This window comes from Micromonospora sp. WMMD987 (assembly GCF_029581435.1).
GTDB lineage: Bacteria > Actinomycetota > Actinomycetes > Mycobacteriales > Micromonosporaceae > Micromonospora > Micromonospora rifamycinica.
In genome coordinates, this window is record NZ_CP120861.1 from 3,918,912 (window position 1) to 3,945,749 (window position 26,838).

Sequence of the window (26,838 nt, forward strand, 5' to 3'; positions counted from 1 at the left end):
ATGGTGCAGTTCGCGGTCAACCCGACGCGCTTCGACCCGTACAAGAACTTCAAGTTCCGGGTGAGGTGGGACGGCCGCTACGTGGCCGGGGTCAGCAAGGTCAGCGCGTTGAAGCGGACCACCGAGGTGGTCAAGCACCGCGACGGCGGCAACGCCTCGACCAGTCACAAGTCACCGGGGCGCACCGAGTTCGAGGCGGTCACCCTCGAACGAGGGCTGACCCACGACGCCGAGTTCGCCCAGTGGGCGGGCCGGATCTGGGCGCTGAACGCCGGGCCCGGGTCGGAGGTGTCGCTGGCCGACTTCCGCCGGGACATCACCATCGAGCTGCTCAACGAGGCCGGTCAGGTCGCCCTGTCGTACCGGCTGTTCCGCTGCTGGGTCTCGGAGTACCAGGCGCTGCCGGAGCTGGACGCCAACGCCAACGCGGTGGCGATCGAGCACCTCAAGCTGGAGAACGAGGGTTGGGAACGCGACGAGGCGGTGCCCGAGCCGGCCGAACCCCGGCTCGGGTCGTGAGCGCGGGGCCGCCGCTGACCGAGGTGGAGCTGGTCCACGCCTGGGACCGGGCGCTGGAGCAGCCCGGCGACGTCCGGGGGCTGTCGCTGCTCGGCCGCGCCGACGCCGACCGGCTGCCGGTGGGCGAGGTGACGGCGCTGCTGCTGGCCGTGGCCGGCGGCTGGGCGGGCGGCCGGGTGGCGGCCACCGTGGACTGCCCGTCCTGCGCGGAGCGCCTGGAGGTGACCCTCACCGTCGCCGAGTTGCTGGCCGCCGCGCCCGACCGGGCCACCGCACCGGAGCGCGCCGGTGGGTCGTTCACCCTGAGCTGGCAGGGACACCTGCTCACCCTGCGGCTGCCGACCACCGCCGACCTGGTCGGGGCGGCGCGGGCCGGCGACGCGGCGACGGCCGAACGGTGGCTGTTCGACGCCTGCCTGCTCGACGCCGCCCCGCCGCTGAGCGACCCGGCCGCCGCGCTGCCGGCGGTGTCCGCCGCGCTGGCCGACCGCGACCCGCTCGGCGTCGTCGCGGTCGCGCTGACCTGTCCGGGCTGTGCCGGCACCACCGAGGCGCTGCTGGACGTGCCGGCCTGGGCGTGGCACGCCGCCGACACCCGGGTCCACCGGTTGCTCGACGAGGTGCACCGGCTGGCCCGTGCCTACGGCTGGTCGGAGGCGGAGGTGCTGGGGCTGGGTCCGCACCGGCGGGCCGCGTACCTGGAGCGGGTCCCGTGACCGGCTACCTGGCCGCCCTGGCGGCGCTGGCCGTCGGCACCGCGCCCCGGCTGCGCCCGCGCGGCCACGGCCGGTTCGAGCCGGAGCCGGCCGAGGCGGGCGGCTTCGTGACCGACGACCAGGAGTGGACGGCACCCCAGCCGGTCAGCCGACCGGTCGTCCCGCAGACGACGGAACAGCCGCCGACGCGCCGCCCCCGGGTCGCGGTGCCAGCACCGCCCGCCCCGGCGGGGACACCGGCCGCACCAGCCGCCCGGATACCGGTGCCCGATCCGCCGCCCCCGGTGCCACCGCCCGGGGCCCGTGCCCACCCCCACGCAGGGCCGGACCGCCCGGCCGCCGCGCCGACCCCACCGACGGCGACCCACCCGCCGGCACCCACGCCCCCTCCCGCCTGGGTACCCCCCGCCGCCGCGCCGCCGGGCCGGGTCACCCCGCCCCGACCGCCGACCGTCCCGGCCACGGTGGACCGGCCACCGCAGCCGCCCCGCCGGGACGACCCGGACCGGCCGCCGGCCCGCACCCCCGACCCGCACCCCGTCGTCCCGCCGCCGGCCGTCGCGCCGGTGCTCGTCGGCACCGTGCCGCCTCCCGGGCCGCCCGCTCCACCCGGGTACCGTCCGCCGGTCACCCGGGCCACCGCCCGGACCCCGGATCCGGTCACCGTGCACGTGCACATCGACCGGATCGAGGTACGCCTCACCGGCGACCGGCGGTCCCCGACGACCGCCGTGCCGGTCGCCGCCACCACCCCCACCGTCGCCGCGGGGCCGGCTCCGGAACTGGAGTCGTACCTGCGCGGGCCGGGGGCGACCCGATGAGCACCGGGTACGCCCTGGCCGCCGTCACCGCCGTGCTGCGCGGGCAGCTGATGGCGTACCTGCGGGCCACCGGCGCCTCCTCGGCGGTCGGCGGGGTCTCCGTCTCCGCCGGCCCGCCGGACCGGGTCACCGTCGGCAACCAGGAGGGCAACCAGGTCAACCTGTTCCTGAGCCGGGTGACCCGGAACCCGACCTGGGCCAACCTCGGCCCGCCGCCGCGCAGCACCGGCGGGGACGACGTCGCCGCGCCGCCGCTCGGCGTCGACCTGCACTACGTGGCCAGCGTCTACGGCCACGACCCGTTGACCGGGGAGATCCTGCTCGGTCACCTGCTGGCGATGCTGCACGAGACGCCGGTGCTGACCCGGGCGGCGATCCGCCGGTCGCTCGCCCCCGACCCGCCCGACCCGACGCTGCCCGCCGCGGTCGCCGACTCCCGCCTCGCCGAGCAGGTCGAACTGCTGCGGGTCAGCGTCACCAACAGCCCCGGCGGGGAGGAGAGCTTCCGGCTCTGGTCGGCGTTCAGCGCGCCGTACCGCAGCAGCGTCTTCTTCGACGTGTCGGTGGTGCTGATCGACCCGCTGCGTGGTGCCCGGGAGCCCCTGCCGGTACGCGCGGTGCGCGTCGGCACCGTCGACGTCGACGGCCCCGAGGTCGACCTGGTCCGGGCCGACGGGCCGACCGGCACCCCGGTCACGGCGGGCGCGACCCTGGTGGTGACCGGCCGCAACCTCGCCGGGCCGGACGTCCGGGTCCGGATCGGCACCGCCTCGGCCAGCCCCGCCACCGCCTCGGCCGGCGAGTTGCGGTTGCCGCTGTCCGCCTTCGACCGGCCGGTCGCGGCCGGGGTCCGTGGTCTGGTCGTCACCCACGCGGTGGCGCTCGGTGACCCGCCGGCGCCCCGGCCGGCGATCAGTTCCGACGCGGTGCCGGTCAGCTACCGTCCAACGGCCACCGTCGCCCCCGGCGACGTGGTGGTCGCCTCCAGCCGGACGGTCGACGGGGTGGTGCTGCGTACCGGCACGGTCACCGTCGACGTGGTCCCCGAGGTCGAGGCCGGTCAGCAGGTCACCCTGGGGCTGACCGGGGCCGGTGGCACGGTGCTCGCCGCGCCCGCCGACAACGGGGTGCCGCCCGGCGGGCAGCGCACCGGGCGGATCACCTTCGCCTTCCAGGACCTGCCCGCCGGCAGCTACCTGGCCCGGTTGCGGGTCGACGGGCTGGACAGTCCCCTGCACGCCGACCCGACGGGCCGGTACGACGGCCCCGCCGTGGTGCTGTGATGCCCGCCCCGCGCCCGGCCGCCCGCTGGCCCGGCCCTCCGCCGGCCACCGGGCACGACGACGGGCTGGCCGCCGAGGTGGACCGGATCCAGCTGCTCCTCAAGGGGGAACCGGCACCCGCGCCCGGGGCCGACGGGTCGACGCTGGGCCGGATCGCCACCGGGTTCGGGCTGACCGCCTTCGAACGCGACGTGCTGGTCGCCTCGGTCGCCGGTGAACTGGGCCTGCTGGAACGGCCGGCCACCTTCGCCTGGTGCCTGGACGCCCTGCCCGGCGGGCACTGGGACGCCCTCGCCGCCGACCGTCCACTGCGCGCGGCCCGGCTGGTGGGACTGGGCGAGGGGCCGCTGCCGCACGCCCCGCTCCGGGTCGACGAGCGGATCCTGCACGAACTGCGCGGCGTCGGCCGGCTCGACGAACGGCTAGCGCCCTACCTGGTGGCGTTGCCCCCGCCGCCGGCCGTCCTGCCGGCCAGCCGCCGCCGGGCCGCGCAGCAGCTCTGCGCCGCCTGGCAGACCGGCCGGCGCCCGCTGCGGGTCTGCGGCCCGGACCACGCCGACCGGGTCGACGTGCTGGCGGCGGCCTGCGCGACGGTGGGCCGGGCCGGGCACCGGGTGGCCGCCGCCGACCTGCCCCGCGCGGTGACCGACCGGGACGCCTTCGCCCGGCTGTGGAACCGCGAGGTGGTGCTCGCCGACCCGGTGCTGGTCGTCGAGCTGACCGGTGACGAACCGCCGGACACGAGCGCCGCCGTGGCGCAGCTGCTGGCCCGGCTCGTCGGTGACGTGGTGGTCTGCACCCCCCGTGCCGTCGCCCTCGACGGGGTGACCCCCGGGCCGACGGTGGACCGGCCGACCCGGGCCGAGCAGCGGGCGCTCTGGCGGGAGCTGCTGCCCGGCCGCACCGGGCAGGCCGCCGCCGTGCTGGCCCGCGAGTTCGACCTGGGGCACCGGGAGATCCTGGACGCCACGGCCCCCGCCACCGCCGCCGCCCCCGGTCCGGCCGGCGACCCGGGGGCGCTGGCCCGGGGGCTGGTCCACGAGCGGGTCCGGCGGGACCTGGACGGGTTGGCCGAGCGGATCGACGTGCGGGCCGGGTGGGACGACCTGGTGCTGCCCGCCGCGGCCCTGGCCCAGCTGCGTCAGTTGACCGCCGCCGCGGCCGGCCGGACGCTGCTGGCCGAGCAGGGCTTCGCCGGCCGGACCGGCCGGGGCCTCGGGGTGGCCGCGCTGTTCGCCGGGCCCAGCGGCACCGGCAAGACCCTCGCCGCCGAGGTGGTCGCCGGCGTGCTCGGGCTGGACCTGCACCGGGTGGACCTGGCGACCGTGGTGAGCAAGTGGATCGGCGAGACCGAGAAGCAGCTGCGGCGGATCTTCGACGCCGCCGAACGCGGCGGCACGGTGCTGCTGTTCGACGAGGCCGACGCCCTGTTCGGCCGCCGTTCGGAGGTACGCGACAGCCACGACCGGTACGCCAACATCGAGGTGTCGTACCTGCTGCAACGGATGGAGCAGTACCGGGGGGTGGCGGTGCTGACCACCAACATGCGGACCGCCATCGACCCGGCGTTCCTGCGCCGGCTGCGGGTGGTGGTCCCGTTCGCCCATCCCGGCCCGGTCGAGCGGGCCGGCCTGTGGCGGCGGGCCTTCCCGGCCGGGGTCGCCACCGCCGACCTGGACCTGCCCCGCCTCGCCGCGCTGGACCTCACCGGCGGGGACATCCACACCGTCGCGTTGCGCGCCGCGCTGGTCGCGGCCGGGGAGGGTCACCCGGTCGGGATGCGGCACGTGCTCGACGCGGTCGCCGCCGAGTACGCCAAGCACGACCGGCCCGCCGACCCCGGGTTGTGGTCATGAACGTCGACGTCACGGCCATCGAGGTCGACATCCGCCGGCTGGTCCTCACCGGCGTGGACGGGCCGGTCGACGGCACGCTGGCGGCCGAGGTGGGCCGGCGGCTGAGCCGGCTGGTCGCCGACCGTGGCCTGCCGTCGGCGGGTACCCCGGCCACCGACCCGCCGGCCACCGGCGACCTGCCGACCGTGCTGGCCGAGACGATCTGGACCCGGCTGGGTCCGCCGGGAGTGGGCCGATGACCACCCCCGGCGGACCCGGTCGGGCCGCCCACCACGCCACCGGCGCGCAGTCGGCCGCCGATCCGGCCGTCGACCGCGCGGCCCGGCCGGCGACGCCCGCCGCACCGCACCGCGACGACGCCCTCGCCACGCTGACCCGCGAGCTGGTCGACCGGTACGCCCCGGCGCTGGGCCTGCGGCCGGACGCCGTGCGGGTGCGCCTCGGCGAGGCGGGCCGTCGGGCCGCCAACCACGGCGCGCGGGGGCTGCTGGCCGACGGCGCGGTGCACCTGGCCCCGGGCTTCGACCCGTCCCGGGCCGCCGGACGGGCCCTGCTGGTGCACGAGCTGGGGCACCTGGCCCAGGCGGACGCCGCACCGGCGTACCCCGGGAGGCGGGCGACCGACCCGGAGGCCGAGGCGCGGGCGCTGGCCGACGCCGCCGCGGCCGGGCGGGCGCTGTGGACGCCGGTGGCGTGGCTGCCGGCCGGTGCGGTCGCCGCCGACACCGGTGCGGTCGCCACCCCGCCGCGACCGGCCACCCCGCCGGCCGCCGACCGGGCACCGGCCGGCGAGGACGGGACGGGGCCGCTGGAGGCGGAGCTGGGCGCGCTGGTGGACCGCCGGTACCGAGCGGAACGGTCCCGGCTGGTCGACCTGCTCGACGGTCTCTGGGTCTCCGGCGACGACGTGCGCGGGTGCCTGAGGATCCTGGACACCCTGCCGTTCGTGGTCGCCCGCAGCCTGGTGCACAGCCTGCCGGCGGCCCGGCGCACCGACCTGGCCGGCAACCTCGACGACGACCACCACCGGGCCTACCCGCGCGCCGCGCTGGCCGCCCTCGGCGGGCAGACCCCCTACCTGCTGCGGCAGCTGGAAGCCGACAACGTGCACGGGTTGGCCACCGACGGGCTCGACCCGGTGCAGCGGCGGACCGCGCTGAACGTGCTGCGGGCGCTGCGCACCAGCGTGCTGCGGGAGCTGCTGGGCGGTGACCGCAAGGCGCACTTCCGGGCGTTGCTGGCCGAACGGCCTCCGGTGGGCAGCGACGCCGACGCCCTGCGGGAGCAGGTCACCGCGCTGCGGGACGCGCAGACCGACGACGCCCGGCTCGACCGGGACACCGAGTTGGGCACGCGGCTGCGCCGCGTCGAACGGCTGATCGGCGACCGGCAGGGCGACGAGGCGCTGCGGCTGCTGGCCGACCTGGCCCCCGCCGCACCCACCGCCGGCACCCCGACCACCACCACGCCGGCCGGCGCCGGACCGCTCGAGCCGGGGCCACGGCTGCGGTACGTGGTCCGCCGGCTCGACGAGGGCGGTCACGTCGACACCCTGCTCGACCACCTGCCGTGGGAGGAGAAGCGGGTCGACGCGCCGCTCGGCCCCCGGCTGCTGGTCGTCCTCGCCGCCCGCCCGGAGCACCGGAACCTGGCCCGGGTGGAGGGGCTGCTGTCGTACGGGCTGTTCGACTGGGCGATCCGCGACCATGAGGCCCGCTTCGCGTACCTGCTGCTGCGCAGCCTCCCGCTGGCCGCCCAGGACCGGTGGCGACGGCTGGACCAGGGCAGCTGGTTCGACCGGCTGGAGGAGAACATCCCCGCCGCCGACGTGCTGGGCGGCGGCTACACCGGGGTCGGCACCCTCGCCGAGCCGTGGGACCGCCGTCGGCGCAGCGCCGGGCAGGTCGACGCCGAACGGCTCGTCGCCGACGTCCACCGGGTGGTGCAGGGCGGGTTGGACGGGGTGAACGCCGTGGAGCTGGTCCGCCGGCTGATCGGCTACGACCGGCCCACCGGCGCGACCACCGGCCCGGACGCCCAGGGGCGGGAGGCGCTGCGGACCGCCGTGCACCGGTTGGACGCGCTGCGCGACCTGGACCGCATCCTCGCCGCGCTGCCGGACGCGTACCTGACCCACGAGAGGTGGCGGGCCGAGCTGCTCGACCTGCTCGCGCTGCGCGACCCGGCGCACCTGGAGCGGCAGGCCCGCGGCCTGCTGGCGATCGGGCTGACCGACTGGGCGGTGAACCCCCGGGAGGCGTGGCTGGCCTTCCAGCTGGTGCGCAGCCTGCCGGTGGCCGACCAGACCCGGCTGGCCGCCGACGACCCGGACCGGTGGGCCCGGATGCAGTCCGGGATGACCCCGCAGATGCGGGCCTCCCTCGCCGTCACCGCGATCACCGGTCCGCGCCGCGCCGAGGCCCGCGACCAGCTCCGCGACCGGCTGCGCGACGACCGGATCTGGCGGGCCGGGCGGGTCACCGAGCTGCGCTCGCTGATCATCCAGGCGTACGCGCTGGACGACCGGCGGTGGGTGTTCCTGCGCTCCCGCGAGGTCCGCGCGGACCTGCTGCCCGACCTGGCGACCCTGGTCGCGGAGCTGCGGCTCTACCACGCCACCCGAAGGCCCTCGTTCGAGCCGGAGGCGCTGCGCACCGACGGCCTGCCGACCGTGGTGGGTGACCTGGCCCGGCTGGTCGCGGTCGGGCTGAAGCTGCTGTTCCTCAGCCGCACCGGGTTGAGCCTGTTCACCGACGAGGTGACCGTCGACGAGTTCGACCTGCACGACGCCCAGTGGATCAGCGGCGACCTGGGCGGCGCCCGGCTGCGCGACACCGACCGGGAGCGCACCAACCGGCTGTCGCTGTCGGTGGACGCCCGGCAGGGGGTGCTGCGGGTCCGGCTGCCCCGGCTGGAACTCGACGGGGTGAACCGCACCTTCACCGGCAGTTCGCTGCGGACCGGCCGGGTCACCCTGACCGACCTGGACATCGTCGCGTCGTTCTCCGACCGGGGCTACGACCGGCCGGTCGGCGCGCAGGCCGGGATGGGTTCGTTGAGCGTCGCCGACGTGGTGTACGCCAGCGACGGGCTGCCCGGCGGACTGCTCGGTCTGAGCCGGTTCGGGCTGTCCACGCTGGCCTTCCGGGCCGGGGCCACCGGGCAGGAGAACCTGACCGAACCGGGCCGGCAGGGCTGGGTCGGCATCCCCATCATCGATCCGCTGATCCACCTGCTGCACAACGTCATCTCGTTCTACGGCGGGCTGCCGTTCCTGTCCAAGATCAGCGACGCGCTGCTGGCCCCGTACACCGCCGGAGCGCCCTTCCTGGCCCAGCAGTTCACCTCGCTGACCGCCGGGGAGATCTTCACCCCGCTGGCCAACGCCACGATCGGCCTGCTCACCGACGGGGTGTTCCGTCCACCCCGCACGGTCGGCGAGCGGGTCACCGACGCGGTGGAGATGATGCACTCGCTGCGGGTCAGCTTCTCCAGCGCCACCGCCGAAGGGCTCTCCTTCGCCGGCCTGCAACAGGTCGGCCGGATCGAGGTGGGACGCACCCTGATCGGGGTGGCCACCAGCCTGCCGGCCCGGCTGCGCGCCGAACAGGAGTCGCTGCGGCTGCGGCGCGACGCCGCCCCGCCGACGGACCGCACCGCCCTCGACGAGCGGCTCCGCACGGTCGACAGCCTGCTCGCCGAGCTGGAGCCGGCGGAGCGGGAACTGCACCGGTTGGAGGCCCGGCACCGCTGGCACGCCGAGTCGCTGTCCCAGGCCGAACGTCGCCGGCTGGTCGAACTGTCCGACCGGCTCCGCCAGTCCGTCGGCGGCGCGATCGACGTCGGCGGCATCCGGGTCACCGGGCTGACCGGCCGGGTCGAGGCCGCCGGCGTGGAGATCGATCCGATCCACGCCGAGGCGTCCCTGCCGTCGCGCGCCGGGGAGTACCTGCCCGACGACGAGCTGATCACCCGGTTCCGCCGCGACCGCCGGCCCACCGACGCCGCGACGACGGCCCGGGGCAGCACCGGGTCGGCCACCCTCGCCGGGGTACGGCTGCTACCCGGCCCGACCGGCGCACCGGCGCTGCGGCTCACCGCCGGTGCCCTGCCCACCCGGGCCGACATCACCGCCCAGCTCGCCGCGCTGCCCGACGAACCGCGGTGGGCGGACCGGCGGGCCGAGCTGACCCGCTGGCTGACCGACCTGGACCGGTTGCGGGAGCTGGAGTCGCTGGCCGCCGAGCCGGTCGACCCCGCCGGCCGCCCCCTGCCGCGACACCGCACCCGCGCCCAGGAGCAGGAGCTCCAGCTGCTGCGGGAACGGGCCGGCCGGTACTTCGGCGTCACCGCCGGCGGGCTGACCGTCGGCGGGCTCGACGTCACCCTGGACCCGGCCACCCTCGGGGTGGAGGTACGGCTGGCCGAGCTGACCGCCACCGACGTCCGCGCCGGGGCCACCGCCGTGGAACGGCTGGCGGCGTCCCGACTGCGGGTGCGCGCCGACCTCGACACCGTCGGCGGCGGCCGGCTCCCCGCCGAGCTGGCCGGCCCGGCCACCGCCCAGGGGTTGCCGGTCGGCCGGACCGCCGTCGGTTTCGGCGTCGGCGAGCTGGCGGTGACCGGGTTCTCCGGCCCCGGCATGCAGGCCCGACGGATCGCCTTCACCGCGCCGGCCCGCGCCGACGGCACACCCGGCACCGCGATCCACGGCCGGGTGCTGCCCGACGGCGACGACCTGCGCCTACCCGACCTGGTGGTGGAACAGACCGAACTGACCGGGCTGGCCATGAGCTCCCCCGGCCGCAGCCTCTACTCCCGGGGCAGCACCCGGATCGGCCGGATGAGCCTCGATGTGCGGGTTCGCACCGGCGTGACCGCCACCGGCCGGCAGGTCCGTGGCGCGCTGGTCCGCAACCTGGTCATCGACCGGATCGACGCCGACCGGATCGGCATGGACGTCACCGACCCGGCACCGGGCATGAGCATCGAGGTGGTCTCCGGCGCGCTGATCGGGGTGCGGCTGCGCGACCTCACCGTGGACCTCAGCGGCGAGGAACTGGCCTACGACGGGCGGTTGACCGTCGGCCAGATCGACCGGCTGCGGTTCAGCGTGATCTCCCGCGCTCTGCAGGGCGGCCCCACCACGATCACCGGCACCGTGGGCGGCCGGCCGACCGCCCCGAACGCCGCCTCGGTCACCGTGGACCTGATCCGGGCCGGGCCGCACCGGGTCGACCCGGTGACCGGCCGGATCGTGAGCGACCCCACCGACAGCCAACACGTCCAGCTCGACGGGCTCACCCTCACCGACACCACCCTGCGGACCCCGGACGGCGCGGTCACCGTGCGCCGGGCCGGGCTGGGTGGCCGGCTGGTCACCGAACGGACCGGCGGGCTGCGCTTCGCAGACGTCGGCCCGGCCCGCATCGAGCTGGGCGCGATCGACTGGCGGGCCGGCGACGGGCGGATCGTGTCCCGGGGGCCGACCGTGCTGGACGGGCTGACCGCCAGCGGGCGCTGGGACAGCACCCCGGAGCAGCGCGACGCCGCCGGCCGGGTCGTCCCGGCCACCGCCGCGCTGCACCTGGAACGGCTGCACATCGCCCGGATCACGGGGCGGGACCTGCGCTACCGCGACGGGGTGCTCGACGTCGGCCTGGGTCGGGCCGAGCCGATCCCGGCGGGTCAGCCGGACCTGCCGCCGCTGGAGATCCTCGACGTGAACCTGCGCGGCCTGCGCTGGTCGGCGGCGGCGGGGGTGACCGCCGGGCGGCTCACCACCGGGGCCACCCGGGTGGAGATCGCCGGCCGGATCGACGCCGCGCTGCATGTCGACGGCGCGTTGTGGGCCGCCCAGCTCACCCTCGCCTTCGGCCGGGGTGGCCGGATCCAGGCCCGGGTGGTCGGCGGTGAGGCCCAGCTCGGCGTCGGCCCCCGCCCGGGCGAGTACGAGCAGCACGTCGGCATCCAGGGGTTGGACACCGGCGTGGTCAGCGTCGGCCCGGACCACATCGAGATCGGCCCGGAGGGACAGCCGGGGCTGAACCTGGCCACCATCTCGGTGGACGCGCTGAACTGGCAGGGCGCGGCGCTCGGCCTGCGGATCCCGTCGGGCGCGGGGGCGATCACCCTGCTCGGCATCAGCGCGCGGGCCCGGGTCGACCTGTACCCGGCCGGCACGCCCGGCGGCCGGTTCCGCCGGTTGCTGCTGCGGGAACTGGTGGTGCAGCAGACCCGGGCCAGCGGGCTGCTGGTCGACCTGCACGACGGCGTCACCATCCGGCTCAACCCGGACATCGAGGCGGTACTCGGGGAACTGCGGCTGGTGCCGGCCGCCGGGCAGGACAGCTTCCTGGTGGAGGCGACCCGCACGGCGGAGGGGATGCGGATCCTCGGCGGCCTACGGATCGGGGCGATCGAGGCGGCCCGGGTCGGCTTCGACATCGGTACGTTCCTGTCCGGCGGCACGGCCGACTTCACCGCCGGTGGGCTCAGCGTCGACTTCCTCGACCACGGCGGGCTGCGGCTCAACCTGGCACAGCCCACCCTGACCGCGATCAGCACCCAGGTCACCGCCGACCCGCGCCGGCAACTGCTGTTCCTCGGCGCCCCGACCGGCCGCCCCGAGTACGGGCTGCGGTTCACCGCGATCGGCTACGAGCAGGACCCGGCCGGACCGGACGGCACGACGGCCCCGGGCAAGCGGATCGCCGTACGCGGTGGTGAGGTGACCGGGCTGAGCTTCGCCGACAGCGGGCTCGGGTTGTACATCTTCGTCGAGCAGGGGCTGCTCGGCGACCTCACCCACGACCTGACCAGCGGGTCGGGGGAACTGCCGTCGCTGGACATCCGTAACGCCCGGTTCGTGCTGGACCTGGCCACCATGCTCGGCGGCGGCTCCCCGATCCCGGCCCCGCCGCCCGCCCGGACCACCAGCGCGCAGCGGCGGGCCGCGCTGGCCGGGAAGTGGGACGCGCTGGTGCGGGTGCTGGACGCCTACCGCATCGGCGAGGTGCTGGACAGCCTCAACGGGCACATCGACTTCGACGTCACCCACGACGGGTTCCTGTGGGGCGAACGGAGCTGGGAGGTCCGGCTGACCCTGCGCGACGGGGCGGTCGACTACCGCCGGCTCACCGGCGCGCTGCCGTGGTGGACCCCGGGCCGGTTCCTCGTCGAGGGCGACGACCTGGTCTACCGGGTGCACCTGCCCAGCTTCGCCGCGGAGGGCGCTCCCCCACCGGACAGCGACATCGACGTCCTGCGGTGGCAGCTCGACACCGGCGAGGTCAGCCAGGCCCGCAGCGCGCACCTGGTCCGGCTCAACCGGCTGCTGCGACCGACCGCCGCCTCCCGCGACGACCTGCTGCACACCATCGCCGACGTGCAGAGCGACGAGCCGTCGACCGGCCCGCCCGGCCTGCTGGCGATCGGCAACGTCGACGTGGACCTGTCGGTCAACAACCCCCGGGAGATCACCCTGCCGCTGGGCGGCAGCAACGAGATCGTGCTGGCCCCCGACGCGCTGGTGCACCTCGCCGTCGGCGGCGGGGTGCGGCGGGCCGCCGGTGGCGTCGGCCGACCGGGCCGGCTGCGGCCGGTGTCGTTGCAGAGCGCCACCGTGGCCCGGGTGAACCTGCTCTTCGACGGGCTCGGCCTGTCCACCGGGCAGATCCGGATCACCGACCTGACCGACTGCACGGTCGACTTCAGCGGGTTGGACCCGCTGCTGATGCAGGGCCGGATCACCCGGGCCGTGGCGGAACGGATCCGCTGGCGGCGTCCCACCTCTGGAGGCACCCCGTGACCAGTCCCCTCAGCCCCCGGCTGCTCCGCGCCGGCCTGGTCGTGCTCGACCCGGACAGCGGACACAGCCGGCGGGTGATCACCCTCCAGTACAACCCGGACTCGTTGACCCGCGGCTTCCAGCTCAAGACCGCCGGGGCCGAGGGCGGGGCGCGGGGCGAGGCGTTACGGATCACCGGCCCGCCGGTGCAGACGCTCACCCTGGAGGCCGACCTCGACGCCGCCGACCAGCTCACCGACCCGGACGCGGTGGAGCTGGGGCTGACCGCCCAGCTCGCCGCCCTGGAATCACTGGCCTACCCCAGCCTGGCCGCGGTGCAGGACGCGGCGGCGCTGCTGGCCGCCGGCACGCTGGAGGTGGTGCCGCCCCCGGCGCCGCTGGTGCTGCTGGCCTTCGGACGACGCCGGCTCTGGCCGGTACGGATCACCGAGCTGACCATCACCGAGGAGGCGTTCGACCCGATGCTGAACCCGATCCGCGCCAAGATCCGACTCGGTCTGCGGGTGCTGACCGTCAACGACGTGGGCACCGACGGCCGGGCCGGTGGCCTGGCCATGGCCGCCCACCAGCAGCTCGAACAGCTCGCCGGACGAGCGCGCGGCGGACGGCTGGCCGACCTCGGCATCGACCGGCTGCCATGAGCGACCCGACCGACAGCGACCCGGCCCTGGTCGCCGCGCAGAGCCGGGTCGCCGAGACCCTCTTCGCCGCCACCGGCGCGGGTGGCATCGGTACGCCCGCCCCCGGCGCGGTCGCCCCGGACAGCCGGTACGCCGCCGTGGGCACCACGGTCACCGTCGACCCGGACACCGGCGAGGAGATCGTGCACCTGCGTCGCCGGTTCGTGCCCCCCGCCGAGCGGCTCGCCACCGCCGGCTGGGAGGCGGTCGCCGACGGGGACCGGGTGGACCTGCTGGCCGGTCGCACGGTCGGTGACCCGACGGCGTTCTGGCAGCTCTGCGACGCCAACGGCGTCTTCGACCCGGCCGAGCTGGAACAGCCGGGCCGGGTGGTCCGGGTGGCCCTGCCCGAGGGGTTCCCGGGAGGTGGCGATGCCTAGCGGGGTGCGGTTGCAGGTGCTGACCGGGCCGTTGACCTTCCGACCGGCCCCGATGGAGCTGGTGGCGGCGGTGCAGGAGGCGCAGGTCACCGAGAACGCCGGCCAGCGCTCGGGGTTCCAGTTGCGCCTCGCGCTGGGCCGCGGGTCGCTGGTGGAACGGATGCTCGCCGACGGCAGCCTCGACCCGCCGACCCGGATGCTGCTGGTGCTGCACCTCGACGGCCGGCCGCAGGTGCTCTCCGACGGGGTGGTCACCCGGCACGACGTGGCCCGCAGCAACGACGCGGGCGCGTCGACGCTGACCCTCACCGGCGTCGACGTCAGCCAGATGATGGACCTGATCGACCTGTCCGACCTGCCGATGCCGATGCCGGCCGAGGCCCGGGTATTGACCCTGCTCGCCCCGTTCGCCGCGTACGGGGTGGTGCCGATGGTGGTGCCCAGCGTCCTGGTGTTCGCGCCGAACCCGGTGCAGCGGATCCCGGCGGTGCGCGGCACCAGCTTCGCGTACGTGTCGCAGCTCGCCGACGAGGTGGGCTACACGTTCTACGTCGAGCCGGGGCCGACCCCGGGGATGAACACCGCCTACTGGGGGCCGGAGGTGCGCGCCGGTCAGCCGCAGCCGGCGTTGACGGTCAACGCCGACGCCGGCGCGAACGTGGAGTCGCTGTCGTTCTCCTTCGACGGGGTGCAGAAGACCGTCTACCTGCTCACCGCGTTCCCCGAGCAGGTACGGGTACCGATCCCGCTGCCGGTGCCGGACGTCAGCCCGCTCAACCCGCCGCTGGGCCGCAAGATCCCACTGCCGCTGTCGTACCGACGGATGAACATCGGACGGTCCAACCCGAGCGGCACCGACGACGCCACCGCCCGGATGGACGTGGTGCAGACCCTCGCCCGGGGCCTGGCCCGCGCCGCCCAGTCGGCGAACGTGATCAGCGGATCCGGGTCGCTGGACGTGCTGCGCTACGGCCGCCTGCTGCGCTGCCGCCGGCTGGTCGGGGTACGCGGCGCCGGCCGCGCCTACGACGGCGAGTACGTGGTGCGCAGCGTGACCACCACCGTCAAGGCCGGCGAGGTCAAGCAGCGGTTCACCCTCGGCCGCAACGCCCAGGTCTCCAGCTCCGGAAGGGCACAACCATGACGACGAGGTACTACGGCAAATATCGCGGCACGGTGGTCAACCACCTCGACCCGTTGCAGCAGGGCCGCATCCAGGTGACCGTCCCCGACGTCACGCTCCCCCCGTCGAGCTGGGCGATGCCCTGCTTCCCGCTGGCCGGCATCCAGGCGGGCATGTTCGCCGTGCCGTTGCCGGGCACCGGGGTGTGGGTGGAGTTCGAGCAGGGCGACGCCGACCATCCGATCTGGACCGGCTGCTGGTACGGCTCCAAGGCGGAGATCCCGGCGCTGGTGTCGTCCGCCCCGCCGCCCACCCCGCCGATCGTGTTGCAGACCCCCGGCCAGGCCACCCTGATGATCTCCGACGCCCCCGGCCCGACCGGCGGCATCCTGCTCAAGACGCTGACCGGGGCGATGATCTCGATCAACGACACCGGGATCATCATCTCCAACGGCAAGGGCGCCTCGGTCACCCTGGTCGGCCCGACCGTGGCGGTCAACCAGACCGCGTTGACGGTGACCTGATGCCCGGCCCGTTGCTGCACGTCGGGGCGGTGCTGACCTGCCCGCACACCGGCCCGGTCACCCCGCAGACCGGCAACGCGCGGGTGCTGGTGGGCGGCCTGCCGGTGGTCACCGCCACCGACGCGTACCCGGTCACCGGGTGCCCGTTCCAGGTGCCGGTGGGCGCGGGCACCAAACCGCAGCCCTGCGTCCAGGTCCGGTGGACCACCCCGGCGGCCCGGGTGCTGGTCAACGGGCAGCCGCCCGTGCTCGCCACCAGCGTCGGGCTTGGGGTCAGCGCGGAGGGCATTCCGCAGGGGCCGCCGACGGTGGCCGGCGTGCAGGTCCGGGCGGTGGCGTCATGACGTACCCGGCGTTCCCGTGGCGGCCGGACAACCGGGGCCGCTCCGGGCTGGCCGGCCCGGAACGGCACGTCGCCGACCTGGTGGAGGCGGTGCTGTTCACCGCGCCCGGCGAGCGGGTCAACCGGCCCGACTTCGGTGCCGGCCTCGGTCAGTTGCTGTTCGCCCCGGTCGACGACGCGGTGGTGGGCACCGCCGAGTTGCAGGCCCGCAGCGCGTTGCAGCGCTGGCTCGGCGAGCTGATCGAGGTCGACGACGTCCGCGTCGACCTGGCCGAGGCGGCGGTGCGGGTGCACGTCGGGTACCGGCTGCGGGCCACCGGCCGGCCGGCGCAGGTGTCGGTGGAGAGGGGCGACGGATGAGCGTGCGGTGCGACGACGACGAGCGCCGGGCCGAGGTGGCCCGGCCCGGCAGCGCGTTCAACGGCATCGACTGGGTCGAGGTGGACGCCGCCGACCAGCGGTTGCTGCACGTCGGGTTCCTGCACCCGCTGCCCGGCCAGCCTGGCCAGGTGCCCGCCGGCCCGGCCCTGGCGGTGGGCAACGTGCTGGTCGACGGCGGGGTCCGGATCACCGGCGTCCGGGTGCTCAGCGTCGCCGCCACCGGCACGGAACTGACCGTCCGGGTGGACCGGGCCGGCGACTTCTCGCCGTACACCCTGCGGCTGGTGCGCTCGGCGGTGGACGACCGGGTGCCGCCCGGTTTCGACCCGGTGCTGTCCGCGCAGACCTTCTCCTTCAAGGCCAACTGCCCCAGCGACCTGGACCCGGCCCCGGCCGCCCCCACCGTGGCGCCGCCCCCGGCGACCACCGCGCCGACCGACTACCTGGCCAAGGACTACGCCGGTTTCCGGCGGCTGATGCTCGACCGGCTCGCCGCCCTGCCCGGCGGGTCCGCACGGCACCCGGCCGACCCGCTGACCACGGTGGTCGAGGCGTTGGCGCACGTCGCCGACCGGCTGTCCTACCGGCAGGACGCCGCCGGCACCGAGGCGTACCTGGGTACCGCCCGCAGCCGGATCTCGGTACGCCGGCACGCCCGGCTGCTCGACTACGCGGTGCACGACGGTTGCGCGGCCCGCGCCTGGCTCAGCGTCCGGGTGGCCGCCGGGTCCGACGTGGAGAGCCGGGGCGTGCCCGCCGGAACCCCGGTGCTGGCCGCCGACCGGGCCACCCCGGCGGTACGGCCCGCCGACGCGACGGCGCTGCTGGCCGGCGGCGCGACCGGCTTCGAGACGCTGACCCCGCTCGCCCCCCGGGCCGCCCGCAACGAGATCGCCCTGTACGTGTGGGGTGGCCGGGACTGCGGCCTGCCCGCCGGCGCGACCCGGGCCACCCTGGTCGACCTGCCCGCCACCGGGCTGGCCGCCGGTGACCTGCTGCTGCTGGAGGAGGTGCTCTCCCCACGGACCGGGCGACACGCCGACGCGGATCCCACCCACCGGCAGGTGGTCCGGCTGGTGTCGGTGCGCCCCACCACCGACCCGGTGACCGGGGTGGCCGTGCTGGAGGTCGAGTGGAGCGCCGCCGACCGGCTGACCTTCGGGCTGACCGTCACCGCCTCCGTCGCCGGCACGGGCACCGGCCACCTGGTGACCTGCGCGGTGGCCCGGGCCAACCTGGTGGCCGTGCAGCACGCCATCGCGGTGTCCGGGCAGCTCCCGGCGGCCGCCGAGCACCGGTGGCGGCCGGTGCTCACCGCCGACCCGGTGGCCGCGGCGGTGCCGTTCCGGACCGACACCCCGGCCAGCCAGGCGCTCGACCAGGATCCCCGCGCCGCGGTGCCGCTGATCCGGCTGGAGACCACCGAGGGCAGCTGGCGGCCCCGCCGGGACCTGCTCAACGCCGACCGTTTCGACCAGGGTTTCGTCCCCGAACGCGAACGCGACGGCCGGGTGACCCTGCGGTTCGGCGACGACGTGTCCGGGCGGCGGCCACCGGCCGGCACGGTCTTCCAGGTCGCCTGGTGGCGCGGCGGCGGCGCGGCCGGCAACCTCGGCCACGACGCGCTGACCACCCTGGTCACCGACCGGGTCGGGCTGCTCGGCGCGACCAACCCGCTGCCCGCCGTCGGCGGCACCGACCCGGAGGACATCGAGCACGCCCGGCAGCACGCCCCGGTCGCCTTCGCCGTCCAGGAACGGGCGGTCACCACCGCCGACTGGGTGGCGGCGGCGCGGCGGCTGCCCGAGGTGGCCAACGCCACCGCCCGGGTCCGCTGGACGGGTTCCTGGTGGACGGTCTTCCTCACCCTCGACCTGGCCGGCGGGCAGCGGCTCACCGACGAACCGGAGCTGGCCCGCCGGCTGGCCGGACGACTCGACCGGTTCCGCGTCGCCGGCTACGACCTGCAACTGCGTGACCCGGTCGACCTGCCGGTGGAGCTGCGGCTGTGGGTGTGTGTCACCCCGGGCGCGTTCCGTTCCGACGTCCGCCGTGCCCTGCTGGACCTCTTCTCCGCCCGCGACCTGCCGGACGGGGCCCGCGGCTTCTTCCACCCCGACCGGTTCAGCTTCGGCACCCCGCTCTACGTCAGCCAGCTGCTGGCCGCCGCGCTCGGTGTCCCCGGGGTCACCGACGTACGGGTCACCGAGCTGCACCCGGTGGGGGTGGCGGCCGGCGGGGAACTGGCCGACCGGGTGCTGCGGGCCGGCGACACCGAGGTGATCCGCCTCGACAACGATCCCAGCGTGCCGGAGCACGGCATCCTGCACCTCGATCTGGTAGGTGGACTGTGACGGCACGAGTGGGCCGGGGGCCGAACCCACCCGGCCGCAGCGGCATCGCCTACCGGCTGGGCCGGCAGGCCGACTTCGCCGCCGACCTGGTGGCCCGGCTGGGAGGCAGGCCGGAGTTGGCCGGGCTGACCACCCGGGAGGTCGACGACCCGGCCGTGGCGCTGCTGCACGCCTGGGCGACCACCCTCGACGTGCTGGCCTTCTACCAGGAGCGGATCGCCAACGAGGGGTTCCTCGGCACCGCCACCGAACGCGGATCGGTGCTGATGCTGGCCCGCGCGATCGGCTACGAGCTGCGCCCCGGGGTGGCCGCGACGACGTGGCTGTCGTTCACCGTCACCGCCACCCCGGGCGCCCCGGACGGAGTGCCGATCCCGGCGGGCAGCCAGGCGCAGAGCGTGCCCGGCCCCGGTGAGCTGCCGCAGGTCTTCGAGACGGTGACGCCGCTGGTGGCCCGCCCGGAGCTGAACGCGGTGGGGCTGCGGGTCACCGCGCCCCGCGCCCCCCGCCCCGGCGACACCACCCTGCACCTGGCCGGCACGGACACCGTCCTCGTCCCGGGCAGCGTGCTGCTGGTGCTGGGCCCCGACTGGTTCGACGTCCGCCGGGTGCGCGCGGCCAGCGCGGTACTGCCGGCGGCGGCCACCGCGCTCGACGGCGGTGCGGTGGTGCCGGCGTACACGGTGGTCGGGTTGGACGCGGCGGTGACCGCCCGGTCGCTCGGCACGGAGCTGCGCCAGCCGGGACGCGAGGTGCAGGTGCACCTGTTGGCGCAGCGGGCGGCGCTGTTCGGGCACCAGGCGCAGCCGTGGTCGGCGCTGCCGGTGGCGCTGCGGGTCGGCGAGCTGAACCCGGGCACCAACCAGGTGCTGCCGGGGGCGTACGCCAACCGCAAGGACTCCTGGGTGGACGCCCCGCTGGGCGCCGACGAGCGGGCACTGCACCTGGACCAGTCGTACCCGTCGGTCATCGCCGGGTCGTGGCTGGTGCTGGAGACCGCCGGGGTGCCGCAGCTGCGCCGGGTCGACGCGGTGGCGGAGCTGCCGGTGGCCGACTTCGGCATCGCCGCCCGCACCACCCGGGTCACCGTCGCCGGCGGCGACTCGAACACCTTCTCCCGGCGCACCACCACCGTGCTCGGCGACAGCCGGCTGCTGCCGCCGGCCGACCCGCCGCTGACCACCCCGCTGGCCGCGACGGCGACCCTGGAGCTGGCCCGGCCGACGCCGGGCCTTGCGCCGGGCCGGCCGCTGGTGCTCACCGGTGTCGACCCGGCCGGCGAGCCGGTCGGCGAGGTGGTGACCGTGCTGCGGGTCCGGGACGCCACCACGGTGGACCTGACGGCGAACGTGGCACGGCGGTACCGGCGCGACAGCGTCCGGGTGCTGGGCAACGTGACGTCGGCGACCCACGGGGAGAGCCGGGCGGAGGTGCTCGGCGGCGGCGACGCGCGGCGGGCGTTCCAGCGGTTCACCCTGCGGCACGTGCCGCTGACCCACGTCCCCGCCGCGACCGCCAGCGGCTCCCGGACCACCCTGGCGGTCTGGGTCGACGGGGTGCGCTGGCAGGAGGTGCCGGCGCTGCTCGGGCAGGCCCCCACCGCCCGGGTCTACACCGTCCGCCGGGCCGACGACGGCACCGTCACGGTCACCTTCGGCGACGGCCTCACCGGTGCCCGGCTGCCCACCGGGCAGGACAACGTGGTGGCCACCTACCGCAGCGGCATCGGGCGGCTCGCGGACCTGGCACCCGGCCGGTTGACCATCCCGCTGTCCCGGCCGCTGGGCCTGATGGAGGTGGACAACCCGGTGCCCGCCGCCGGGGCCGACGACCCGGAGGGGGTGGACCGGGCCCGCCGCAACGCGCCGCTGGCCGTCCGGACCCTGGGCCGGGTCGTCTCACTGGACGACTACGCCGACTTCGCCCGCGCGTTCGCCGGGATCGGCAAGGCCCGCGCGGACCTGGTCTGGGACGACGCCCGGCAGGTCGTCCTGCTCACCGTCGCCGGGCCGGACGGCGCGGAGATCCCGCCGAGCGCCCCGGTCCACGCCGACCTGCTGCGGGCCCTCGACGCCGCCCGCCAGGCGGCGGTGCCGGTGCGGATCCTCGGCCACCACCGGCGGCGGGTGGCGGTGACCGCCCGGCTGCTGCTGTCCCCCGGGCACCGCTTCACGCTGGTCGCGGCCGCCGCCCGCGCCGCGGTGGTCACCGGGCTGAGCTTCGACGCCCGCGACTACGCCCGGCCGGTGCGCGCCAGCGAGGTGCAGGCGTTGCTGCACGGGGTGCCCGGTGTCGCGGCAGTCGTGCTGGAACTGCTGCACGACGCCGAGCAGCCACCGCAGCGCCTCGACGTGATCCCCGCCGCCCCCGGCCGCCGGGTCGGTGACCTGCTGCTCCCCGCCGACCTGCTCACCGTGGACTCCGGTGACGTCACCCTGCTGGAGGCATCGTGAGGGCCGAGGAGATCTGGAACCTGCTGCCGGCCGCCCTGCGCAGCCAGGACGAGGCGGCCGGCGGGGTGCTGCACGCGCTGGTGGAGGTGCTGGCCGAGCAGGCCGCCGCGCTCGACGCCGACATCGACCAGCTCACCGACGACTGGTTCGTGGAGACCTGCGCCGAGTGGGTGGTGCCCTACCTGGGTGAGCTGGTGGGGGCGGGCCGGCTGCATCCACTGGCGGACGGCACCGGGCTGTCCGACCGGGCCCGGGTCGCCGACACCATCCGGTTCCGGCGGCGCAAGGGCACCGCCGCCGCGCTGGAGGAGCTGACCCGCGCCAACACCGGCTGGAGCGCCGCGGTCGTCGAGTTCTTCGAACGGCTGGTGGTCACCCAGCACGTCAACCACGTCCGGTCCGCGCCGGCCACCGCGTCGATCCGGGCCGCCGCGCCGCTGGAGCTGGTCGGTGGGCCGTTCGAGACGGTCTGCCGGACGGTGGACGTGCGGGCCATGGACGCCGGGCAGGGCCGCCCCACCATCGGGCACATCGGCCTGTACGTGTGGCCGCTGCCGTCGTACCGGCTGGACCGGGCCACCGCCGCCCCGGCGGTCGTACCCCCGGACGGCCGGTGGTGGATCGATCCGGTGGGGGTGGGCCGGCAGCTCACCGGCCCGACGGTGACCGAGCCGGACATCGACCACCGGGCCGACGAGGCCAACGTGCCCGGCCCGCTGCGCCGCCGGCCGTTGCGCGACGAGCTGGTGGCGCTCGCCTCCGACACACCGCCCCCACCCGAGCAGCGGCGCTGGTTCCGCGACGACGACCCGTCGTTCGTGGTGTGGATCCAGGCGACGCCGGCCGACGAGCTGCGGCCGGTCCCGCTGGACCTGCTACGGATCTGCGACCTCGCCGGGTGGGAGCTGCCCACCGGTAGCGTGGTGCGGGTCGACCCGGTGCGCGGCCGGGTCACCGTCGCCGCCGGCCGACCGGTGCACCGCCTCGCGCTGTCCTGGTGGTACGCGTTCAGCGCCGACGTCGGTGCCGGCCCGTACCCGCGCCGGGGTGACCTGGGCACGGCGGACGGCCCGGTGGACTGGCAGCTCGCGGTCAGCGTGACCGAGCCGCCGCGCGCCGGGGAGGTGGTCGCCTCGCTCGGCGAGGCGGTGACCGCCTGGCACGACTACCAGGCCGCGCATCCGGGCAGCACCGGCCGGATCGTGGTGCTGGACAGCCACCGGTACCGGGACGACCTGGCGGTACGGGTGGGTCAGGGCAGCCGGTTGAGCGTGCTGGCCGCGCAGTGGCCCCGGCCGCCGGACCGGCCCCGCCGCCAGGGTGACCTCGACCCGGTCGGGGTGCGCCCCTGCCTGCTCGGCGGGGTGACGGTCACCGGTGTCGGCGTCGGGGACCGCCCGGGTGAGCTGGTCGTCGACGGGCTGCTGGTGGTCGGGGCGGTGACCGTCGCCGCGCCCGGTGACGGCGGGCCGGGCCTGGGCCTGGTGGAGCTGCGGCACTGCACCGTCGGCCCGGCGGCGACCGGGCTCACCGTCACCGCCGGCAACGACCGGACCCGGGTGGTGGTGCACCGCTGCGTGACCGGCGCGTTGAGCACCACCGACGGCCCGCTGACCGTGACGGACACGCTGGTGCACGGCCCGGTCGCCGCCGGGCAGGCCGCGGCCGAGCTGGTCGGGGTGACGGTGCTCGGCACCACCGCGGCGCGGGTGCTGACCGCCACCGACTGCCTGTTCGACCAGCCGGTGACGGTGGCCCGCCGGCAGCAGGGATACGTCCGGTTCAGCTACCTGCGCCCGGGGTCGGTCACGCCACGTCGGTACCGCTGCCAACCGGACCTCGCCCAGCAGGCCCACCCCGGCGACCCGGACGTCGCCACCCGGGTCGGCCCGGCGTGGGCGAGCACCCGCTACGGCGACGCCACCTACGGCCGGCTCGCCGCCACCGCCGCCGTCGAGCTGCGCACCGGTGCGGAGTCCGGTGCCGAGCTGGGCGCGTTCCGCCGCGCCCTGACCCCGCAACGCCTCAACAACCTCACCCTCGCGCTGGCGGAGTACCTGCCGCTGGGCCGGGTGGCCGCTGCCCTGCCCGTCCTGCCGACCGGAGGAACCACACCATGAAGGGCGACATCAGCCGCGTCACGTTCGACCAGCGGCGACACGCGACGAGCGTCCGCAAGCAGCAGGGCCGCGTCGACCTGGACGCGGACTGGAACGAACAGCAGGACATCCAGGCGCACCTGCGGGCCACGGCGCTGACCGACGTGGTCGGCCCGGCGGGTGCGCCGCTGGTCGGCGGGGCGTTCGGGTTGACCGGTGGGGCGGATCTCAAGCTGTCGGCGGGCCGGTACTACCTCGACGGGGTGCTCTGCGAGAACGACACCGCGGTCTCCGTGTTCGGCCAGCCGGACCTGCCGGCGACCGGGCCGTTCGTCCGTAGGCTCGACGGTACCTGGCTGGCCGCCGGCGCCCCGGTGCCGCCGGGGGTCTACGCCGCCTGGCTCCAGGTGTGGTCGCAGCACGTGACCGCGATCGAGGACCCGACGCTGCGGGAGGTCGCCCTCGGCGGCCCGGACACCACCACCCGGCTGCGGACCGTGTGGCAGGTGCGGTTGTTGCAGGCCGGGCCGCCGAACACCCCGGTCGGCTGCGCGGACACCCCACCCGGCTGGGCGGACCTCACCGCTGCCTCCACCGGCACCCTCGCGGTCCGCGCCGACCCGACGGGCAGCTCCGGCGGTGACTGCGTGATCCCGACCGGGTCGCCGTACACCGGCTTGGACAACCAGTTCTACCGGGTGGAGATCCTCACCGGTGGGGCTCCCGGGACGGCCGGTTTCGTCTGGTCCCGGGACAACGCCGCCACGGTGGCGACCTGGGAGAGCATCGACGTCGACGTGCTGACCGTGAAGGTGCCCGGCCGGGACGGCAGCGCCGGTTTCACCAACGGCTCCTGGGTGGAGCTGACCGACGACGGTCGGGAACTCAACGGCCTGCCCGGCACGTTGGTGCAGGTCGACCGGGTGGAGGGGGACCGGATCGTGATCCGGCCGGGCACCGCCACCGGCAGCCTCGACCGGGCCGACTTCCCGTCCCGGCCGCGGGTCCGCCGCTGGGACGGCCGGGGCACCGTGCCGGCCGGTGGCGTCGAGCTGGACCTGGAACTCGGCATCAAGATCCGGTTCTCGGCGGTGGGCAGCTTCCGCACCGGCGACTGGTGGTCGTTCCCCGCCCGGTCGGCGCTGCACGACGTCCAGTGGCCTCGGGTCGGCAACACGCCGGTGGCGCAGACCCCGCACGGGCCACGCCGGGCACACGGCCGGATCGGCATCGTGAGCTGGGACGGCAGCCAGTGGAGCGTGCTGCGCGACTGCCGGCCGGTGTTCGCCCCGCTGACCGGCCAGGCCACCCTGAGCCTGCTCGGCGGGGACGGCCAGGAGGCGGTGCCGGTGCCGGCCAACCCGGCGGCCCTGGTGCCGCTCGGCCACGACCTGGTGACCGGGGTGGCCGTCGGCGGCCAGCCGGTCGCCAAGGCCCGGGTCCGGTTCACCGTCACCGGCGGCGCGGGCCGGGTCACCGCCGGGGCGGTCACCGCCACCACCGTCACCGTGGAGACCGGCACCGACGGCCGGGCCCGCTGCGCCTGGCAGCTCGACTCGGCCGCCGCCACCCAGGAGGTCACCGCCCAGCTCCTCGACGAGGCCGGGCAGCCGGCCCACCTGCCGGTGACCTTCACCGCCGCGCTGTCCCGCGCCGACCGGGTGTCGTACGACCCGACCGGGCGGCCGTCGCTGGCCGGGGCGACCACCGTGCAGGCCGCCATCAACCAGCTCGCCGCGTCCGCCACCGGCGGCTGGGCGACCATCACCCTCCGGCCCGGCATCGACTGGGTGCAGGCGCTCAACACCCTGCCCGCCGGCGACGTGCTGGTCTGCTTCGCCCCCGGCCTCTACACCAGCACCGTCCCGGTCACCTTCGCCGGCCGGGCCAACATCCGGCTGCTCGGCAGCGGGCCGGCCAGCCGGGTCCGGGTGCAGAACCAGGAGTTCGCGCTGATGTTCGTCAACTGCGGCACCGTCTCGGTGTCGCACCTGGCGGTGGAGACTCCCGGACCGGCCACCGCCGAGGGACGGCTCGGACCCGTCTCGGCCGTCAACTGCGCCGAGGTGACGATCGAGCACTGCCAGCTCACCGGGGTGGCCGGCGGGTCACCGAAGAGCACCTGCCTGACCGTGCGCAACGACCAGGGCACGCCGCCCGGGAAGGTCCGGGTGCTCGACTCGGACTTCCTCGTCGGCCACGGCCAGCAGGGCGTGCTGCTGGTGAACCCGGACCACGCGGTGATCACCCGGTGCCGGTTCTCCTGTCCGCCCCGACCGGCGTCGCTGACCCTGGCCGAACTGGTCAAGGATGAGAAGTTCCGCAGCCAGCTCGCCACCCAGCTGGTGGGGCGGCTCGTCCTGGACCGCGACGACCGGCTGGAGACGGGCGAGTGGAACACGGTGGTCCGGGTCGGCCGGTGGGCCGTGCGGATGAACTCGATGGTCCCGCAGAGCGAGTGGAAGACCCTCACCACCCTGCGGGCGCCCACCGCCGAGGACCAGCGCACCGCCGACGCCGCCGAGGCGTACGTGCTACGGCTGGCGGACGTGGCCACCGAGGACCCGGCGCAGCTGCCCTCGTACAAGCGGCAACTGGCCTCGCTCAAGGGGCGGCTCGGGCAGAACGCCGGGCGGATCTTCGACACCGACGAGGGTCGCCAGACGCTGCGGGACTACCTGGTCGGTGAGGGGATCGACGTGCGGGAGGCCGACGAGATCGCCCGCGACCGCCGGGAGGTGGCGCTGCCGGTTCCCGGGGCGAGCCTGCGTTTCGACTCCGCGTTGACCCAGGGCGCCTGGGAGGCGGCGGTGGCCGCGTCGCCTCCGTCGCGCCCGGTGCAGACCCCGTCGGCGGCGGCCCGGCACCTGCGCACGGTGGCCGACCGGATCCTGTTGGAACCCGCCTTCGGCGAGAAGTACGCCGGCGCGTACCGGCAGGAGCTGACCGCCGCGGCGGAGGTCTCCGTCGGCGCCTGCGCGGTGGTGATCGGCGGGGGGACGGCGGTGGGCGACGTGGAGGTCTCCGACTGCCGCATCGACCAGGTCGCCGAGGGCGTCCACATCGGGGTCTCCCACCACACGGGGCCGCCGATCCAGGGACGCACCATCCGGGTCACCGGCAACGACATCCACCTCTACAAGGCGTGGTGGCGGGTGCCGAGCACGATCCGGGGCATCAAGATCGGTAGTGTCCGGCACGTGTTCGTCTCGGACAACCGGATCTCGGTGACCGCCGGCACGGGCGTCGGCATCTGGGCCCTGGCCGCCGGCGGCCCGATCATGGCGATCCGCGACAACCTCGTCCAGAACTGCGAGTCGGCGATCCTGTGCAACCCGTTGTGGAGCGGGGCACCGGCGAAGCGGCTGTGGTCGGTCACCGACAACGTCTCGTCGAACGGCGTCATCCAGGTGGGCGGGGGTGCCCGCAGCTCCGGCAACGTCAGTTGAGCTGTCACATCGCCGACTGCGGCGACCCGGCGCGCGGGTCTACGCTT

Annotated in this window: 17 protein-coding genes; all 17 read left to right on the plus strand. The window is 76.0% G+C overall.

What is annotated here, in order from left to right; all coding sequences use genetic code 11:
• The 17 genes from O7612_RS16490 to O7612_RS16570 are packed head-to-tail and all read left to right on the plus strand — an operon-like array spanning position 1 to position 26,791.
• Positions 1-519 (plus strand): phage tail protein, encoded by a 519-nt coding sequence (locus tag O7612_RS16490; RefSeq protein ID WP_067315563.1) that lies wholly within the window; start codon positions 1-3, stop codon positions 517-519.
• Positions 516-1,235 (plus strand): hypothetical protein, encoded by a 720-nt coding sequence (locus O7612_RS16495; RefSeq protein WP_282265300.1) that lies wholly within the window; start codon positions 516-518, stop codon positions 1,233-1,235. The genes O7612_RS16490 and O7612_RS16495 overlap by 4 nt, the downstream gene beginning before the upstream one ends.
• A complete protein-coding gene (locus O7612_RS16500) occupies positions 1,232-2,056 on the plus strand; it encodes a hypothetical protein (RefSeq protein ID WP_282265301.1) in 825 nt (274 codons plus the stop codon). Before O7612_RS16495 ends, O7612_RS16500 begins: the two co-directional genes overlap by 4 nt.
• Positions 2,053-3,339: a DUF4255 domain-containing protein gene (locus O7612_RS16505; RefSeq protein WP_282265302.1), complete on the plus strand. Its 1,287-nt coding sequence runs from the start codon at positions 2,053-2,055 to the stop codon at positions 3,337-3,339. Before O7612_RS16500 ends, O7612_RS16505 begins: the two co-directional genes overlap by 4 nt.
• The gene (locus O7612_RS16510) at positions 3,339-5,195 is read left to right on the plus strand and encodes an ATP-binding protein (protein ID WP_282265303.1); all 1,857 of its coding nucleotides are present in this window, start codon (positions 3,339-3,341) and stop codon (positions 5,193-5,195) included. The genes O7612_RS16505 and O7612_RS16510 overlap by 1 nt, the downstream gene beginning before the upstream one ends.
• Positions 5,192-5,434 carry a hypothetical protein gene (locus O7612_RS16515; RefSeq protein WP_282265304.1) on the plus strand — a complete coding sequence of 81 codons (243 nt, stop codon included), beginning with the start codon at positions 5,192-5,194 and terminating at the stop codon, positions 5,432-5,434. Before O7612_RS16510 ends, O7612_RS16515 begins: the two co-directional genes overlap by 4 nt.
• On the plus strand, positions 5,431-13,005 hold the full coding sequence (locus O7612_RS16520; protein ID WP_282265305.1) for a DUF4157 domain-containing protein: 7,575 nt from the start codon (positions 5,431-5,433) through the stop codon (positions 13,003-13,005). Before O7612_RS16515 ends, O7612_RS16520 begins: the two co-directional genes overlap by 4 nt.
• Positions 13,002-13,646 (plus strand): hypothetical protein, encoded by a 645-nt coding sequence (locus O7612_RS16525; protein WP_282265306.1) that lies wholly within the window; start codon positions 13,002-13,004, stop codon positions 13,644-13,646. Before O7612_RS16520 ends, O7612_RS16525 begins: the two co-directional genes overlap by 4 nt.
• A complete protein-coding gene (locus O7612_RS16530; RefSeq protein ID WP_282265307.1) occupies positions 13,643-14,065 on the plus strand; it encodes a hypothetical protein in 423 nt (140 codons plus the stop codon). Before O7612_RS16525 ends, O7612_RS16530 begins: the two co-directional genes overlap by 4 nt.
• The gene (locus O7612_RS16535) at positions 14,058-15,209 is read left to right on the plus strand and encodes a hypothetical protein (RefSeq protein WP_282265308.1); all 1,152 of its coding nucleotides are present in this window, start codon (positions 14,058-14,060) and stop codon (positions 15,207-15,209) included. Before O7612_RS16530 ends, O7612_RS16535 begins: the two co-directional genes overlap by 8 nt.
• On the plus strand, positions 15,206-15,712 hold the full coding sequence (locus tag O7612_RS16540; RefSeq protein WP_145920141.1) for a phage baseplate assembly protein V: 507 nt from the start codon (positions 15,206-15,208) through the stop codon (positions 15,710-15,712). Before O7612_RS16535 ends, O7612_RS16540 begins: the two co-directional genes overlap by 4 nt.
• A complete protein-coding gene (locus O7612_RS16545; RefSeq protein WP_282265309.1) occupies positions 15,712-16,056 on the plus strand; it encodes a hypothetical protein in 345 nt (114 codons plus the stop codon). The genes O7612_RS16540 and O7612_RS16545 overlap by 1 nt, the downstream gene beginning before the upstream one ends.
• Positions 16,053-16,415 (plus strand): GPW/gp25 family protein, encoded by a 363-nt coding sequence (locus O7612_RS16550; RefSeq protein ID WP_282265310.1) that lies wholly within the window; start codon positions 16,053-16,055, stop codon positions 16,413-16,415. The genes O7612_RS16545 and O7612_RS16550 overlap by 4 nt, the downstream gene beginning before the upstream one ends.
• Entirely contained in the window at positions 16,412-18,790 is a 2,379-nt protein-coding gene (locus O7612_RS16555; RefSeq protein ID WP_282265311.1) for a hypothetical protein, read from the plus strand. Before O7612_RS16550 ends, O7612_RS16555 begins: the two co-directional genes overlap by 4 nt.
• Entirely contained in the window at positions 18,787-21,243 is a 2,457-nt protein-coding gene (locus O7612_RS16560) for a putative baseplate assembly protein (protein ID WP_282265312.1), read from the plus strand. The genes O7612_RS16555 and O7612_RS16560 overlap by 4 nt, the downstream gene beginning before the upstream one ends.
• Positions 21,240-23,363, plus strand: a complete 2,124-nt coding sequence (locus tag O7612_RS16565; RefSeq protein ID WP_282265313.1) for a phage tail protein — start codon at positions 21,240-21,242, stop codon at positions 23,361-23,363. The genes O7612_RS16560 and O7612_RS16565 overlap by 4 nt, the downstream gene beginning before the upstream one ends.
• Positions 23,360-26,791 (plus strand): DUF6519 domain-containing protein, encoded by a 3,432-nt coding sequence (locus O7612_RS16570; RefSeq protein ID WP_282265314.1) that lies wholly within the window; start codon positions 23,360-23,362, stop codon positions 26,789-26,791. The genes O7612_RS16565 and O7612_RS16570 overlap by 4 nt, the downstream gene beginning before the upstream one ends.
• Positions 26,792-26,838 lie beyond the last annotated feature (47 nt).